Source organism: Oceanicaulis sp., from assembly GCF_051859625.1.
Taxonomy (GTDB): Bacteria; Pseudomonadota; Alphaproteobacteria; order Caulobacterales; family Maricaulaceae; genus Oceanicaulis.
Map to the genome: position 1 here is coordinate 166,422 of NZ_JBHYFH010000002.1, position 14,335 is coordinate 180,756.

Consider the following 14,335-nt stretch of genomic DNA (forward strand, 5'->3'; position numbering starts at 1 on the left):
GAGCCATTGGTCAGTGAGAGGACGAATGGAATTGTTTTCTTTTCTCGCCCTGGCGACGATGATGGTGGTGCTGACCACGTCCATTCACCTGGGCGGCCTGGCGGCCTTGATCGCGATGATGCGCTGGCGGGAAGGGCGTTCCAATCATGTGACGTCGGCCTGGTGGCAGATGGCGCTGATCCTGGGCGTGGTACAGGGCTTGTTCTTTCTGCACGCTGTCCAGATCTGGGTGTACGCGGCGCTGTACCGGTTTGGCGGCGTCATCGAAACCTTTGAGGAAGCTCTCTATTTTTCAACCTCCACCTTCACCACGGTGGGGTATGGCGACATCGTGCTGGAGCCGGGCTGGCGGGTGCTGGCGGGGATTGAAAGCGCCAACGGCTTTCTGCTTCTGGGCTGGTCGACAGCTTTTCTGCTGCAAGTCGTCAGCCGCCTGCGCTCGGTGGAGTTTCGCTGGCTGGACCGTCGGGAGGACGAGGCGGAACTGTTTGAAACCCGCAAGGCGGGCCGCAAGGACGATGCGGATCCGATCAGCTAGCATCCTGTTCGACTTGCCCCCGTGCTCCGCAGCGCGCTAAACCGTCTGCACATTTCAGAAAGTTCGACAGGACCGGGCATGTTCAACAAGATCCTCATCGCCAACCGCGGCGAAATTGCTGTGCGCGTCATCAAGACCTGCAAGCGGTTGGGCATTCCCACCGTGGCGGTCTATTCCGAAGCGGACGCGGACACGCTGGCCGTGGAGATGGCGGATGAGGCCGTGTTCATCGGACCGCCGGCGCCGGGCGAATCCTATCTCGACATGAACAAGATCATCCAGGCGTGCCTGGACACGGGCGCGGACGCCGTTCATCCCGGTTTCGGATTCCTGTCTGAGAACGCGAACTTCCCCAAGGCGCTGGCTGAAAAGAACATCGCCTGGATCGGCCCGAACCCGCACGCCATCTCGGCCATGGGCGACAAGCTGGAATCCAAGAAACTGGCCGCCGAGGCCGGCGTCAGCACCGTTCCCGGCTTCAAGGGCGAGATCGAGGACGACCAGCAGGCCGTCGAAGTGGCGGGCGATATCGGCTATCCGGTGATGATCAAGGCGTCAGCCGGCGGCGGCGGCAAGGGCATGCGCATCGCGCGCTCTGAATCCGAAGTGCGCGAAGGCTTCAAGGCGGCCCGGAATGAAGCGAAATCCTCGTTCGGCGATGATCGCATCCTGATCGAGAAATTCGTCGAGAAGCCGCGCCATATCGAGATCCAGGTGCTGGGCGACAAGCATGGCAATGTGGTGCACCTCAACGAGCGCGAATGCTCGGTCCAGCGTCGCAATCAGAAAGTGCTGGAAGAGGCGCCGTCGCCCTTCCTCGACCCCGAGACCCGCAAGAAGATGGGCGATCAGGCTGTCGCGCTCTCAAAGGCGGTCGATTATGACAGCGCCGGCACGGTGGAGTTCATCGTCGACCCGGATCGCAATTTCTACTTCCTGGAAATGAACACCCGCTTGCAGGTGGAGCATCCGGTCACCGAGCTGACCCATGAAATCGACCTTGTGGAGCAGATGATCCGCGTGGCGGCGGGTGAAAAGCTCGGCTTCAAGCAGTCCGACATGCAGATCAAGGGCTGGGCGGTGGAAGCGCGCCTGTACGCGGAAGATCCTTACCGCGGCTTCCTGCCGTCGATCGGCCGTCTCAAGCATTATGTCGAACCGCTGGAAGGCCCGATCGGGCGTGGTGCGCTGCGCATTGATTCCGGCGTTCGCGAGGGCGATGAAATCTCGATGTTCTATGATCCGATGATCGCCAAGGTCATCGGCTATGGCGACAATCGCGACGCGGCCATCGACGCGTTGTCAGAAACCCTCGACCGGCTTTATGTGGACGGCTTGCAGTCCAACGCGCCTTTCCTGTCCGCGGTGCTGGACGAGGCGGACTTCAAGTCCGGCCGCATCCATACCGGCTATATCGACGAGCACTTCCCCGAAGGCTTCAACGGCACCGCGCCGACCGAGTTCCAGCTCAAATCGCTCTGTGCGACCGCAGCGTTCATCCACACGGTTTTTGTGGAGCGCGCGGCGCGCGTGTCGGGCCGCATCACCCCGCTGCCTGAAGAGGGGCAGGCCCATGAATGGGTGGTGATCTTGAATGATCAGCGTTTCCCGGTGGAGCTGCGCATCCCCGAAGGGGCGATGGAGCTGGATGAGGCGGGCGCCGAGCTTTGGGCGCCGGGCCTGATCGCGGAGCCGGTGGTGCTGACCACCAGCTGGAAGCCGGGCGACCACATGTTTGAAGGGACGCTGGACGGCCAGGATTTCGCGGTCTTCGTCGCAGACCGCACCGAAGGCTACAAGCTGCGTCATCGCGGCTATCAGGCCGACGCCCTGGTGTGTACGCCGCGCATCGCCGAGCTTCATGCGCGCCTGCCGGAAAAAGAGCCGGTGGACACCGCCAAGCTGGTCACCAGCCCGATGCCGGGCCTTGTGGTCTCCATTGCGGTTGAGGCGGGCCAGGAGGTCAAGGCGGGTGAAGCGCTGATGGTGGTCGAGGCCATGAAAATGGAGAACGTGCTGCGCGCGGAACTCGACGGCGTCATCAAGTCGGTCAATTGCGACGCGGGCGCTTCAGTCGCCGCCGACGAACTTTTGATCGAGTTCGACTAAAGTTTTCATACAGTCCGATTCAAAACGCTGCAGTCTTGATGGCTGCAGCGTTTTGTTTGTCTGTCTGTTTGCCGGTTAACTTACCCAGACTTCATTTGACGTCAGCCCTGCGGCGCAGGCACACTGAGCCTGTAAAGAAACGGAGACTTGGATGAATCTCGGTCACACCCTGTTCAGCCCCAACGGTCGCAGCACCCAGAATGAATACTGGCTGGGCATGCTGATCATCGTTCTTGGCAACCTGTTTCTCGCGCCCCTGCCGGTGATCGGCGCCGTTTTCTGGATCGGCCTGATCTATGTCGGCGCCGTGGTGTCCGCCAAACGGTTGCATGATGCGGGCAAGACCGGCTGGATTCATCTTATTCCCTGGGTCATTTCGCTGTCCTTGATGGGATTTGGCGTTGTGGCCGCAGGGGGCGCCGCGCTTGCGCCGGTTGTGGACATGGTCGGCACGCCGGGGGGCTGGGAAATGCTGGAATCGGGCGATTTGTCTCCGAAAGCCACGGCCCAGCTGGTCAGTGGCGGATTGCTGGCGGCGGGCGGCTTGCTGCTCTTCTGGTCGCTCGCTGCGCTGACCTGGGTGGTCTACACGATCTGGGTGGGTGTTCTGGCCTCTGATCAGGACGACAATGTCTACGGACCTGCGCCGCGTCAGGCCGTCTACGCCCAGGCCGCAGCCCGTTCAGCCGGGGCGCCGCCTGCTGAGGGCTGATCCGGTTTTTCTTGACGCGAGTCGCCGAACCGCGAACGCTGCCATTACGCGCATCTCAACATCAAAACCTGGGGACATCATGGATATTGGAAATCTGCTGTTCAATCCGAACGGCCGAATTGGCCAGAAAGAGTTCTGGATTGGCGTTGCGATCATATTCGGCGGCAATTTGCTGCTGACCTGGATTCCCTTTCTCGGCACGCTGATCTGGCTGGGTCTGCTTTGGGTCGGCGTCGCGGTTTATGGCAAGCGTCTGCACGATGCGGGCAACAGCGCCTGGTTGCATGCCGTGCCATGGGCCGTCTCGATCGTGCTGGGTGTGATCGGCTCGATCATGCTGGGCGGCGTGTTCATCGCCGCAATGGCGGGCGAGGGCGATGTCAATATGGGCGCGTTGATCGCCGGCGGCGGATTGGCCAGCGTCTTCTTCCTGCTCAGCACCTTGGTCTGGATCGCCTACACGATCTGGGTGGGGGTGCTCAAAAGCGATGCGGGCGCCAACGCCTATGGTCCGGCCCCGGTGATTGATGGGGTTGCGGCGCCGGCTGAACCGGCCGCGCCGGCGGCTTCACCGACGGATGCAGATTCGGGCGAATCCAAGGATTGATATGGAGGCTGGCTGGCCATTAGGGCTGGCTGGCAAGGGGAGAGACGGAGGGCGACCCATGAGTTTGATGAATGTTCTTTTTGCGCCGAACGGGCGCATCAATCCAAGCCAGTTCCAGGCCGGCGCTTTGGTGCTGTTAGGAATCGGTTTCGTGATGGCCTTGCTGTCACTGACCGGTAACACCGCTCTGATGGGCGTGCAGACGCTGGTGGGATTGGCCTTGATCTATCCGTGGGTCGTCCTGTGGCGCAAACGCCTGCATGACAACGGAAAGACCGGCTGGTTCCTGCTGCTGGTCTTGCTGGTCTGGTTTATCCTCAGCATGATCAGCAACCAGATCATCACCATGATGTTTGCGGGCGACATGATGCAGGCCATGGAAGATGTCACCGGGTTCTCGCAGATGTTGCAGGCTCAGGCGCAGCTCGCGCAGGAGCTGGCCTTGCCGGCTGCGATTTCGTCGCTGGTTGTCGGTCTGATCGTGGTGTTTGGCGCCAACGCCATTCTGAAGTCTGATCCGCAAGAGAACCGCTATGGACCGGTTCCTGGCGCTGAGGGCCCTCCCACATCCCAGCCCGCATCCAGTGTCCCGCCGATGGACCTGCCTGACGATACGGACAAGGATCAGAACTGATCGTGTCCGCCCTGCGACGCAGGGCGGACTTGCCATCGACGCGCGCTCCGTTTCATACCGGGGCGCGCGTTTATTTTGCGAGGAGCCGGCGTGACCCAACCCAGTTTTGATCTGAAGACGGCGTTCATGCCGGTCTTTCGCTCCACCGAGGACGAGTTCTGGATCGGGCTGGGCGTGATTGCGGCGCTGGACGCCTTGCGGATCAGCTTTTCTCCGGCTGCAGGCGTCTTGTCCTGGCTGGTCATCGCCTTTTTCGCCAGCACGGTGTTCATCAACCGCTATCGCGCGCTGGGCAAACCCACAGCGCTCGCTTTGGCGGCGCTGGCTGGCGCCACCGTGATCAAGATCATCACCGGCCTGTTCGGCATGGCGTCGCGCGCCTACCCGGAGTTCGTCGCGTTTCTGGAAAATCAGGGCGTGAACATGAATGATCCGGCGGCGGTGCAGGCGGCGGCCTATGACCCCGCGATCCAGCAAGCCTATCAGGAACGGCTGACCTCGGACCCGGAATTCGCCATGGCGATCCTTTATGCGGGCGCCTGGCCGTCCATGTGGGGCTTCTGGCTGGTGCTGGCGGCGGTGGGATACTGGACGGCGCGTGGTCGCGCGTTTTGATCTGACAGATCGAGCAAGGATCGGAATGCGCGGATGACGGTCTGACGCTATCGCTAGGCTTCTGATCACAGGAGCATAGACATGGCATTTCAGATTACCGGGCTGAACCCTGAACTCTTCAAGCCGCTATTTGACCTCTCCGCCGCCGCTCTGGCTGAACGCGGGGTGCACCGCAAAACCGTTGACGCCAAGCCTGGATATCCCTGCCGCATCACGTTGGAAGACGCGCCTGTGGGGGAAACCGTCTTGCTGCTGAACTATGAAAGCCACGCGGTTTCAACGCCGTATCGTCACGCTTTTGCGATCTATGTGCGAGAGCACGCGCACGCCGCGGCGCAGTTTGAGAACACTTTGCCGCCTGTGATGAGCGGGCGTCCCATCGCCTTGCGGTTCTTTGATGCGGACGGCCAGCTGATCGGCGCCGACATGTTTCTTGATGAAGCGGCAGGCGTTGAGACCATCAAGACCGCGCTCGATCGTCCGGACGTCGCCTATATCCACGCCCATAACGCCAAGCATGGCTGTTTCTCAGCTGAGATTCGTCCGCTCTAGACCGGCGGGTCCTCGCGATGTGTGGCGCCGAACACATCTTCAAAGGCGCGCTTGAGCGCCAGGTCGGCGTCATCCATCGTCACGGGCAGTCCCAGATCCACAAGGCTCGTCACCCCGTAGCGCGGATCAGAGATGCCGCAGGGCGTGATGCCGCCAAAGTGCGACAGATCCGGCTCCACATTCAGCGCGATGCCGTGAAACGACACCCAGCGGCGCAGGCGGATGCCGATGGCGGCGATCTTGTCTTCGCGTTCCGGCCCGCCGGGCTGGGTGCGGTCCACCCACACGCCCACGCGCCCGCAGCGCCGCTCGCCGGTGACGTTGAAGCTGTCGAGCGTGCCGATGATCCACTGTTCCAGATCGCGGACGAATTTGCGCGCGTCTCGGCCGCGCGTCCTGAGGTCGAGCATCACATAGGCCACGCGCTGGCCGGGGCCGTGATAGGTGTATTCGCCGCCGCGCCCGGTCTTGTGGACCGGGAAGCGCTCAGGGTCTTGCAGGTCTTCAGGTTTGGCGCTGGTGCCGGCGGTGTAGAGCGGGGCGTGTTCGAGCAGCCAGATCAGTTCGCCCGCTTCGCCTTTGGCGATGGCTTCGGCGCGCGCCTCCATGGCGGCCACGGCGTCAGGGTAGGCGATAGAGGTCTGTGAGACCGCCCAGCCGATGGTCGCGTCTGTCATGATCTTGCAGGCCTTTAACTGTCGAGAAACCGTAGCGGAACATCGTGAGGCTGAACGCGCATGACAAGGGTTATGCGCCATAGAGCAACAGTGATGCACGTTTCATGAGCCAATTAGGCGCCGTTCAGGTCGAAATCTCCGTGCTTCTGGGCCGGTCCAAGCTGCCGATTCACCAATTCCTGCGCATGGGCCGGGGCGCGGTGATTCCCCTGGACGCCGCCGAGCATGACGAAGTGTGGATTCTGGCCAATAATCATCCGATCGCGCGCGGTGAAATCATCATTCAGGGCGACCGGGTGGCGGTCTCGATCACTGACGCCGCAGACGTTCACGACTATTTCGCTGCATAAGCACCTCACATAAGGGCTTCACAAGAGGAGCCGGGCTTGGTACACGCCCGCTTCCCGAATTCGCGGCCGTGGCGGAATTGGTAGACGCGCAGCGTTGAGGTCGCTGTGGGGTAAAACCCGTGGAAGTTCGAGTCTTCTCGGCCGCACCATCTTTCGCGCTTTCTGCAAGCGCTGACAGACAAGCCTGACGCTGACGCGTCAGGCTTTTTTGTTTTTTCGCGACAACAGCACGCGCCATCTCGATTTCATCGGCGCCCGCGACTATCGTGTCTTACGCACTGCACCCCATTCCAGAAAAACGCGAGACGCCATGACGCAACCGGTTGAAGAGCTGCACCGTGACGATGTGACGACCGGTATGGACTTGCCTGAAGGGGTGCTTGTGGAACTGATCGGGGCGATCGCGGATCGCGACCCGACATTGATCCGGCAATTGCTCGCGCCGCTGCACCCTGCTGATATCGCGGACCTGATCGAACAGCTCAGCTGGGACCAGCAGCGTTTGCTCGCCGAACTTGACGCGTCGCTGCTCACCGGCGAAGTGCTGGCCGAGATCGGCTATGACACGCGCGCGGGTCTGTTTGACCTGCTGGAGACCCAGCAGATCGTCGACGCGCTGGACGGTCTTGATTCTGACGACAAGACCATGGTCGTCGAGGAGCTCGAGCCGGAGGTTCGCCAAGCGGTTCTGGCCGCCGTCTCCGCCGAAGATCGCGAACATCTGGAAGCTTCGCTGGCGTTTGAAGAGGAGACCGCCGGCCGTCTGATGCAGCGCGAGTTCGTCGCTGCGCCCTCATTCTGGACGGTGGGTCACACCATCGACCATATGCGGCTTGCGGGCGAAGAGCTGCCGGACCTCTTCTTTGAGGTCTTCATCGTGGATGAAGGCTTCCGTCCCATTGGCGCGGTGCCCGTCAGCCGTCTGATGCGCTCGCAACGCGACACCCCGCTCTCAGAGCTGATGGAAACCGCCAAGATCACGATCCGTCCCGAGGATGACCAGGAAGACGCAGCCTATCTGTTTGAGAAGTATCACCTGATCTCGGCGCCTGTGGTGGACGATTCAGGTCGTCTGAAAGGCATGCTGACGGTCGATGACATCGTCGACGTCATCCAGGAAGAGAACAAGGAAGACTTGCTGGCGCTGGCCGGGGTGAACGAGGCGGGCCTCGCAGACACGGTCTGGGAATCGGTGAAATCGCGGGCGCCCTGGTTGCTGGTCAATCTGGGCACGGCGGTGCTGGCGTCTCTGGTGATCGCCCTGTTTGACCAGGCCATCGCCCAGCTGGTGGCGCTGGCGGTGCTGATGCCGATCGTGGCTTCGATGGGCGGAAACGCCGGTACGCAATCACTGGCGGTCGCCGTGCGCGCGCTCGCCACCCGCGATCTGACCGGCGCCAATTCCCTGCGCTTCGTCTGGCGCGAAGCGGCGGCGGGTCTCGTGAACGGGATCATTTTTGCTGTGATCATGGGGATCATCGCGGCCGTGTGGTTCCAGGAACCGGATCTGGGCTGGGTCATCGCGGTGGCCATGGTGATCAACCTCGCCATCGCCGGCCTTGCAGGGGTTCTGGTGCCTTTGGGGCTCAAGCATTTCGGCGCCGACCCGGCTGTCGCCTCATCGGTTTTTGTCACGACCGTGACGGATGTGGTGGGATTTGTCGTGTTTTTGGGCCTGGGCGCCCTTGTTCTGCTTTAATCTCGCGCGACCTGTAGGCAGACTACGTTCCTGAGGGAGGCCTTCGCCATGAACCATGCCGCTCTGGCTGTAATGATCGCACTTGCGGGCGCATCGCCTTTGGCCGCTCAGGATGCAGGGGGGCAAACGCCGTCATTTGACAGCGGCTTGCGCCTGTCAGGTCCATGGGCGATCGGACCGCGTCTGGATCAGGCGCGCGCCGGACTGTCCGCGACTGTGCTGGAGGGCCGGATCTATGCCGCTGGCGGCGCCGGACTCGCCAATCCGCGCGACGCCCTGGAAGTCTATGACCCTGAAAGCGGCGCCTGGCGCGTGCTCAAACCCATGCCCGTGGGGCTGGAGCGTTTCGGCATGGCGGTGCTGGACGGCAAGATCTATGTGGCGGGCGGGTATTCGTCCGAAGCGGGCGCGGACCCCATCGACCAGGTCTGGTCCTATGATCCCGAGACAGATTCATGGAGCGCGGAGACGGCGCTCCCCGGCGCCAAGGCCAGCCTGTCTCTGGTGTCTGTGAATGACCGGCTTTACGCCCTGGGGGGCGAAGACGGCGCGCCGGGCCTGTTTGTCTATGACCCTGAAACCCAGAGCTGGAACGCCGCGGAAGCGCCTGACGAGATCAACCGTCGGGGGGCGGCGGCTGTCGCGCTTGAGGATGAAATCTGGCTGATCGGCGGCGCCCGGAACGGGCAGGCGACATCCCGGGTGGATGTTTACCATACACTGTCTCAAACTTGGCGCCGCGCCCCGGATCTGCCTGAACCCCGGGCCGGCCACGCCGCGGCTGTACTGGAAGGCGACGTTCATGTGTTTGGCGGTCGCAGCGCAGACATGCGGCGAACCCTGGCCAGCCATGTCGCGCTGAACGCGGGTTCTGAGACCTGGGAGAGCCTGTCTGACATGCCCGCCGCCCGTACAGAGGCAGGGGTGGTCAGCGTTAACGGCGCAATCTGGTTAATTGGCGGCGGATCGGGCGCAGGCTTCTTTGCGCCCTTTACGGCTTTGGACGCGGTGGACATTTTCTCGACGTCAGAGCGCTGACGGTCCTGAGTTTGCATCGCGCTTCTTGACTGAAGATCCAACCGTTTCGAAACGGGACAGCGATGACACCGCGTTTGAAATCGACCCGCGCCGCGCGCGACCTGATCAAGGCTCACGAGCCCTTCCTGGCGGAGGCTGAACGGCGTGGTAAACGCTGGACAGTCGGCTATGGCCATACCGCGTCAGCCAAAGAGGGCGTGACGCTCAAGCCTGAAGACGCTGAACTTCTGCTGATCTACGACGTGATGCGCGCCGAGCAGACCATTGACGCCAATGTCGGCGCGGAGATGGCGGCGCCCATGCGTGATGCGCTGGTGTCCTTCGCCCTCTCAGTGGGTTTGCGCGCTTTCAAGGTGTCTGACGTGGCGCGTCTGGCGCGTGCGGGCCGTCATCGGGACGCCGCCGCCGCCATCGAAACCTGGGTGCGCGCCGATCAGGACGGCCGGTTGGTCGTCTCTGACCGTCTGGTCACGCGCCGCGCCGCGGAAAAGGCGCTTTATCTGTCAGGGCTGGAAGACAGCGCGGCAAGTATTGATGCGCCGTCCGTGGTTGCTGAAGCCGAGCCTGCATCGGAGGCGGTCTCGGACACCTCAGCGGAAACGCCTGCTGAAGAGCCAGCCGTTGAAGCGGCGCCGTCTCCGGCTGCGCCTGACGCGCCTGTTCAGGACGAGTCTGAGCCTGAAGAAGCGCCTCTCGACGAAGCCCAGGCGGAAGTCGAGCCTGAGCCTGAAGAAGCACATGAGGCGTCTTCTGGATTGGTCGAGCTCGATATCGCTTTTGAAACGCCGGACGATGAGACGGTGGGGGACAGCCGTGTAGAGCCCCAGATTGTTTCTCCGGATCTCGAAGCCGTTGCTGAAACGACTGAGGATGAGGGTGAGGACGCGTCACAAGACGAGTCCGACATTGAACCCGAAACGGCTGAGCCTGAGACCGTTGAGCCTGAGTTGGTTGAGGCGGAGGCGACAGACTCCGAACCTGCCGAAACTGAGGCGCTTAGCGAACCGGCTGAAGAGCCGGAACAGGTTGAGCCTGCGCCTGAGACGCCTGAAGCTGATGACGCTCAGCCCGATCAGGACGCGGTGAAACAGGCGCAGGACGCCTCCATCGCTGCTGTGATGGCGCGTATGGCCCAGCAGGTCTCCGCCAGCATTGCGACGGCTCCGGCGGCGACGGAGGCTGATGAGCCCGTCAAGCTCGGCTACAGCTTCCTGTCCACGGCTCATGTGGATATGGCCTTGCCGTCCGTGCCCCGTGAGGCGACGGAGACGGCTCAGCCCGAGGCGCCGCAAGAGGATGTGAGCGCCAAACCCGGCAGCCTGTTCAGCAGCCCGGCCGTGCCGATGGGGCCGTATCATGGCGCTTTGCAGGTCTCATCGATCAAAGTGACCGCAATTGCGCCCGAAGCCCTTCCGCAGGGCTCAGAGGCGCAAGACGAGGGCGCCGGCGGGGATGCGGACCGTGTTCAGGTCGCTGCGCCATTGTCGGATGCAGATGATGCCATTTCGGTTGAAGTTCCGACTGATGAGGACGCCGCTCCCGAAGCGCTGACAGCCTCTCATGATGCGCCGAACGGCGCCGAGGTGTTCTCTGCGCCGCCGCATCCTGCGCTCGCGCCGGCGTCCGCGCCGGGAATGTCGGGTGATGTGGAAGGCCCTGATCATCCGGACAAGGATGACGAAGACCCTCATCATGATCTTCATGAGGATGGTGAAGAGCTGGATCCCACGGTGGTCGCCGGGACCGAAGCGCCCGCAGCCCCGGAAACTGAGTCGACCCAGTCCAAGGGCGGGGATGTGATGTTCATCTCCTCGCTGGCTGTGGGCGGCGCGATGGTGGGCCTGGGCGGCTGGGACATCGCCGCGAACATGGACGCCTACATGGAATTGGGCCTGTCCTATTCGCCGCTGGGGCCGATCGTGTTCGGCGCCGGCGTGCTGCTGAGTGCGGCGTCGGCCTGGTTCATTATCGGGCGACGCAACGAAAAGTAGCGCCGCGCGCCTGAATTGGCGAGATTTGTGCGAACTTGACGCGCCGCCCGCGCGTGGTATTTCGCGGTCTATGATTTCGAACCAGTATCCTTCGCTCGAGTTCCCTCTGGGCGACACCGCGGACATGCTGCGCGATACCGTGCAGTCGTTCGCGTCCGATCATATCGCTCCGCGCGCCGCTGAAATCGACGCCAAGGACGAGTTTCCCGCCGACCTCTGGACCAAGATGGGTGAACTGGGCCTTCTGGGCCTGACCGTCGAGGAAGAATATGGCGGCTCCGGACTGGGCTACACCGAACATTGCATCGTCATGGAAGAGATTTCCCGGGCCAGCGCCTCGGTGGGGCTCAGCTATGGCGCGCACTCCAATCTGTGCGTCAACCAGATCCGCCTGAACGGCTCTGAAGCGCAAAAGCAGAAATACCTGCCCAAGCTGATCTCCGGCGAGCATGTGGGCGCGCTGGCCATGTCCGAACCCGGCGCAGGCTCTGACGTGGTCTCCATGCGTCTGAAGGCCGTGAAAAAGGGCGATCACTACGTCCTCAACGGCAACAAGATGTGGATCACCAACGGCCCGAGCGCCGATACGCTGGTCGTCTACGCCAAGACCGATCCCGAGGCGGGCTCCAAGGGCATCACCGCCTTCCTGATCGAGAAGGACATGAAGGGCTTCTCTGTCGCCCAGAAGCTCGACAAGCTGGGCATGCGCGGCTCTGAAACCGGCGAGCTGGTGTTTGAAGACTGCGAAGTCCCTGAAGAGAACGTGCTGGGCCAGGTCGGCGGCGGCGTGCGTGTTCTGATGAGCGGACTCGATTATGAGCGCTCGGTGCTGGCGGCGGGCCCTGTGGGCATCATGCAGGCCTGCCTCGACGTGGTCATGCCCTATGTTCACGAGCGCAAACAGTTCGGCCAGCCCATCGGCGAGTTCCAGCTCATCCAGGGCAAAATCGCGGACATGTACACGCGCATGAACGCCAGCCGCGCTTATGTCTATGCGGTGGCCCAGGCGTGCGACGCCAAGAAAACCACCCGTCAGGATGCGGCGGGGGTGATCCTGTTCGCAGCGGAAGCGGCGACCCAGACGGCGCTCGACGCCATCCAGATCCTGGGCGGCAACGGCTATATCAACGAATATCCGACGGGCCGCCTGTTGCGCGACGCCAAGCTCTACGAGATCGGCGCCGGCACCAGCGAGGTGCGCCGCATGCTGATCGGCCGTGAGCTGTTTAATGCAACGAAATAAGGGCTGAGGCGTTGTGTCTGTGTCGAATGATACGACGCTCCCCTGACTTTCAAGCCCGCGCCTCGGCGCGGGCTTTTTCTTGTGTGGGCCAATGAGCGAGCCTGCAGTGCTCGAGAGTCTTTCTGGTCGCCAAGAAGCGGCCAATCATCCTAGGGTCTCATAAGGTTAGGGCTTGCTGAAGCAGCAGCCGTCAATCTTCGTGAGAGAATGGGATCCGCCATGTTGTCTGAACTTCTCGCCCTGACGCTGGCCTTCAGTGCACAGAAATCCCCGCCCGTGGAAGCCACATCCGACGAAGCGCGTCTGAACGCTTGTCTGGCGCAGGCGGAGTTCGCAGAAAGCTGCATCGGCGCGGTGTCCAACGCCTGTCAGGAAGATCCCGGCGGCTATACGACCTATGGCATGATGGAATGTGAGCGTCGTGAAAACGAGCTTTGGGATCAGCGCCTGAACGCCGCGTATTCCCAAATGCGCCAGATGTTGCTGGAACGCGAGATGACGGCGCGACGCGACGCCTTGCTGGCCGCGCAACGGCTCTGGTTGCAATATCGCGACGCCGAGTGCGAGCAGCGCGGGCTCGCCTATGAGGGCGGCACCATGATGGGCGTGGTTCACAATTCGTGTTTCAGCGGCTTTACGGCGCGCCGGGCGCTGGAGCTGGAAAGTCAGCGCGACGAACTGTTCCGCTAGTCACAAAAAACCCCGCGCCGCCAGCGCGGGGTTTTTCTTGATCGCTTACTTGTCCCAGTCCGGCGCCCAGTCGGGATCGATCAAACGGCCTTCGGGGCTGCGCAGGGCGTCGATGCGCCCCGTTTCCTCTTCGCTGAGCTTGATTTCCGAGATCTGGAAATTGGACTCGATATGCGCCTCGCTGGAGCTGCGCGGGATGGCGACGACGCTGTCTTGATCCACCAGCCAGCGCAAGGCGATCTGGGCGGGGGAGACCCCGTGTTTGCTGGCGATCTGCTTGATCACGTCCTCTTCAAACACCTTGCCTTGCCCGATCGGGGAATAGGCGGTCATCGCCATGCCGGCGCTGCGGCAGGCGCTGAGCACGGCGCTTTGGTCCAGGAAGGGATGATATTCCACCTGATTGACCGCTAGAGGCGCTTTGGAGTGCGCACGCGCTTCGTCCAGCAAGTCCACGGTGAAGTTGGACACGCCGATATGTTTGACCAGACCTGCGCCCACCACATCGTTCATCGCTTGCATGGTTTCGATGAGCGGGACTTCCGGCACGGGCCAGTGCAGCAGCAGAAGGTCCACATAATCGGTCTTGAGCTTGCTGAGGCTCTCTTTGACCGAGGCCTGGAGATCGCCGTCCTTGAACTGATCGCGCCAGACCTTGGTGGTCATGAAAATATCCTCGCGCGCCACGCCGGATTGATGCAGGCCGGCGCCGACTTCCGTCTCATTGTCATAAATCTGGGCGGTGTCGATATGACGGTAGCCGGTCTTGAGCGCATGGGCGACAGCGCGCGTGGCGTCTTCGTCTTTCAGCTGCCAGGTGCCGAAGCCCAGTTTGGGAATGTCTGCGCCGTTCGCTTGGGTCCGCTCGATCATCGTGCGC

Annotated in this window: 15 protein-coding genes and 1 tRNA gene; 14 read left to right on the top strand and 2 right to left on the bottom strand. The window is 62.3% G+C overall.

Annotated elements, in window-relative coordinates:
- Positions 1 to 25: 25 nt before the first annotated feature.
- The 7 genes from ACTIGF_RS10285 to ACTIGF_RS10315 all read left to right on the top strand — a co-directional run bounded on the left by ACTIGF_RS10285 (position 26) and on the right by ACTIGF_RS10315 (position 5,767).
- On the top strand, positions 26 to 538 hold the full coding sequence (locus ACTIGF_RS10285; RefSeq protein ID WP_439636806.1) for a potassium channel family protein: 513 nt from the start codon (positions 26 to 28) through the stop codon (positions 536 to 538).
- Positions 539 to 616: 78 nt separating this feature from the next.
- A complete protein-coding gene (locus tag ACTIGF_RS10290) occupies positions 617 to 2,647 on the top strand; it encodes an acetyl-CoA carboxylase biotin carboxylase subunit (protein ID WP_439636807.1) in 2,031 nt (676 codons plus the stop codon).
- Between the two features lie 151 nt (positions 2,648 to 2,798).
- Positions 2,799 to 3,359 (top strand): DUF805 domain-containing protein, encoded by a 561-nt coding sequence (locus ACTIGF_RS10295; RefSeq protein ID WP_439636808.1) that lies wholly within the window; start codon positions 2,799 to 2,801, stop codon positions 3,357 to 3,359.
- 79 nt (positions 3,360 to 3,438) lie between these two features.
- Entirely contained in the window at positions 3,439 to 3,966 is a 528-nt protein-coding gene (locus ACTIGF_RS10300) for a DUF805 domain-containing protein (RefSeq protein WP_439636809.1), read from the top strand.
- Positions 3,967 to 4,024: 58 nt separating this feature from the next.
- Complete coding sequence (locus tag ACTIGF_RS10305) at positions 4,025 to 4,600, top strand: DUF805 domain-containing protein (protein WP_439636810.1); 576 nt, start codon at positions 4,025 to 4,027, stop codon at positions 4,598 to 4,600.
- A gap of 90 nt (positions 4,601 to 4,690) precedes the next feature.
- Positions 4,691 to 5,215, top strand: a complete 525-nt coding sequence (locus ACTIGF_RS10310) for a hypothetical protein (protein WP_439636811.1) — start codon at positions 4,691 to 4,693, stop codon at positions 5,213 to 5,215.
- An 81-nt stretch (positions 5,216 to 5,296) separates the two neighbouring features.
- Entirely contained in the window at positions 5,297 to 5,767 is a 471-nt protein-coding gene (locus ACTIGF_RS10315) for a DUF1203 domain-containing protein (RefSeq protein ID WP_439636812.1), read from the top strand.
- Here the strand turns inward: ACTIGF_RS10315 and lipB are convergent.
- Positions 5,764 to 6,444, bottom strand: coding sequence for a lipoyl(octanoyl) transferase LipB (gene lipB, locus ACTIGF_RS10320; RefSeq protein ID WP_439636813.1), 681 nt, complete (start codon positions 6,442 to 6,444; stop codon positions 5,764 to 5,766). The two genes, ACTIGF_RS10315 and lipB, sit on opposite strands and share 4 nt — an antisense overlap.
- A gap of 104 nt (positions 6,445 to 6,548) precedes the next feature.
- Here lipB and ACTIGF_RS10325 point away from each other — a divergent pair, with 104 nt between their 5' ends.
- The 7 genes from ACTIGF_RS10325 to ACTIGF_RS10355 all read left to right on the top strand — a co-directional run bounded on the left by ACTIGF_RS10325 (position 6,549) and on the right by ACTIGF_RS10355 (position 13,455).
- Entirely contained in the window at positions 6,549 to 6,794 is a 246-nt protein-coding gene (locus tag ACTIGF_RS10325) for a FliM/FliN family flagellar motor switch protein (RefSeq protein ID WP_028284815.1), read from the top strand.
- A gap of 62 nt (positions 6,795 to 6,856) precedes the next feature.
- Positions 6,857 to 6,943, top strand: a tRNA-Leu gene (locus ACTIGF_RS10330).
- Between the two features lie 161 nt (positions 6,944 to 7,104).
- Positions 7,105 to 8,493 carry a magnesium transporter gene (gene mgtE / locus ACTIGF_RS10335; protein WP_439636814.1) on the top strand — a complete coding sequence of 463 codons (1,389 nt, stop codon included), beginning with the start codon at positions 7,105 to 7,107 and terminating at the stop codon, positions 8,491 to 8,493.
- A gap of 48 nt (positions 8,494 to 8,541) precedes the next feature.
- The gene (locus tag ACTIGF_RS10340) at positions 8,542 to 9,531 is read left to right on the top strand and encodes a Kelch repeat-containing protein (protein WP_439636815.1); all 990 of its coding nucleotides are present in this window, start codon (positions 8,542 to 8,544) and stop codon (positions 9,529 to 9,531) included.
- A 62-nt stretch (positions 9,532 to 9,593) separates the two neighbouring features.
- Complete coding sequence (locus ACTIGF_RS10345) at positions 9,594 to 11,522, top strand: glycoside hydrolase family protein (RefSeq protein WP_439636816.1); 1,929 nt, start codon at positions 9,594 to 9,596, stop codon at positions 11,520 to 11,522.
- A gap of 70 nt (positions 11,523 to 11,592) precedes the next feature.
- Positions 11,593 to 12,765, top strand: coding sequence for an isovaleryl-CoA dehydrogenase (locus ACTIGF_RS10350; RefSeq protein WP_439636817.1), 1,173 nt, complete (start codon positions 11,593 to 11,595; stop codon positions 12,763 to 12,765).
- A gap of 219 nt (positions 12,766 to 12,984) precedes the next feature.
- The gene (locus tag ACTIGF_RS10355) at positions 12,985 to 13,455 is read left to right on the top strand and encodes a lysozyme inhibitor LprI family protein (RefSeq protein ID WP_439636818.1); all 471 of its coding nucleotides are present in this window, start codon (positions 12,985 to 12,987) and stop codon (positions 13,453 to 13,455) included.
- A 45-nt stretch (positions 13,456 to 13,500) separates the two neighbouring features.
- On the opposite strand, the gene ACTIGF_RS10360 is transcribed toward ACTIGF_RS10355, so the two are convergent.
- On the bottom strand, positions 13,501 to 14,328 hold the full coding sequence (locus ACTIGF_RS10360) for an aldo/keto reductase (protein WP_439636819.1): 828 nt from the start codon (positions 14,326 to 14,328) through the stop codon (positions 13,501 to 13,503).
- Positions 14,329 to 14,335: the final 7 nt, after the last annotated feature.

Excerpts from the sequence above, each read along its gene's own strand:
- ACTIGF_RS10360 (WP_439636819.1), bottom strand. The coding sequence starts at position 14,328 with ATGATCGAGCGGACCCAAGCGAACGGCGCAGACATTCCCAAACTGGGC.
- ACTIGF_RS10285 (WP_439636806.1), top strand. The coding sequence starts at position 26 with ATGGAATTGTTTTCTTTTCTCGCCCTGGCGACGATGATGGTGGTGCTG.
- ACTIGF_RS10290 (WP_439636807.1), top strand. The coding sequence starts at position 617 with ATGTTCAACAAGATCCTCATCGCCAACCGCGGCGAAATTGCTGTGCGC.
- ACTIGF_RS10300 (WP_439636809.1), top strand. The coding sequence starts at position 3,439 with ATGGATATTGGAAATCTGCTGTTCAATCCGAACGGCCGAATTGGCCAG.
- ACTIGF_RS10305 (WP_439636810.1), top strand. The coding sequence starts at position 4,025 with ATGAGTTTGATGAATGTTCTTTTTGCGCCGAACGGGCGCATCAATCCA.
- ACTIGF_RS10355 (WP_439636818.1), top strand. The coding sequence starts at position 12,985 with ATGTTGTCTGAACTTCTCGCCCTGACGCTGGCCTTCAGTGCACAGAAA.
- ACTIGF_RS10315 (WP_439636812.1), top strand. The coding sequence starts at position 5,297 with ATGGCATTTCAGATTACCGGGCTGAACCCTGAACTCTTCAAGCCGCTA.
- ACTIGF_RS10345 (WP_439636816.1), top strand. The coding sequence starts at position 9,594 with ATGACACCGCGTTTGAAATCGACCCGCGCCGCGCGCGACCTGATCAAG.
- lipB (WP_439636813.1), bottom strand. The coding sequence starts at position 6,444 with ATGACAGACGCGACCATCGGCTGGGCGGTCTCACAGACCTCTATCGCC.
- ACTIGF_RS10295 (WP_439636808.1), top strand. The coding sequence starts at position 2,799 with ATGAATCTCGGTCACACCCTGTTCAGCCCCAACGGTCGCAGCACCCAG.
- ACTIGF_RS10325 (WP_028284815.1), top strand. The coding sequence starts at position 6,549 with ATGAGCCAATTAGGCGCCGTTCAGGTCGAAATCTCCGTGCTTCTGGGC.
- ACTIGF_RS10350 (WP_439636817.1), top strand. The coding sequence starts at position 11,593 with ATGATTTCGAACCAGTATCCTTCGCTCGAGTTCCCTCTGGGCGACACC.
- ACTIGF_RS10340 (WP_439636815.1), top strand. The coding sequence starts at position 8,542 with ATGAACCATGCCGCTCTGGCTGTAATGATCGCACTTGCGGGCGCATCG.
- mgtE (WP_439636814.1), top strand. The coding sequence starts at position 7,105 with ATGACGCAACCGGTTGAAGAGCTGCACCGTGACGATGTGACGACCGGT.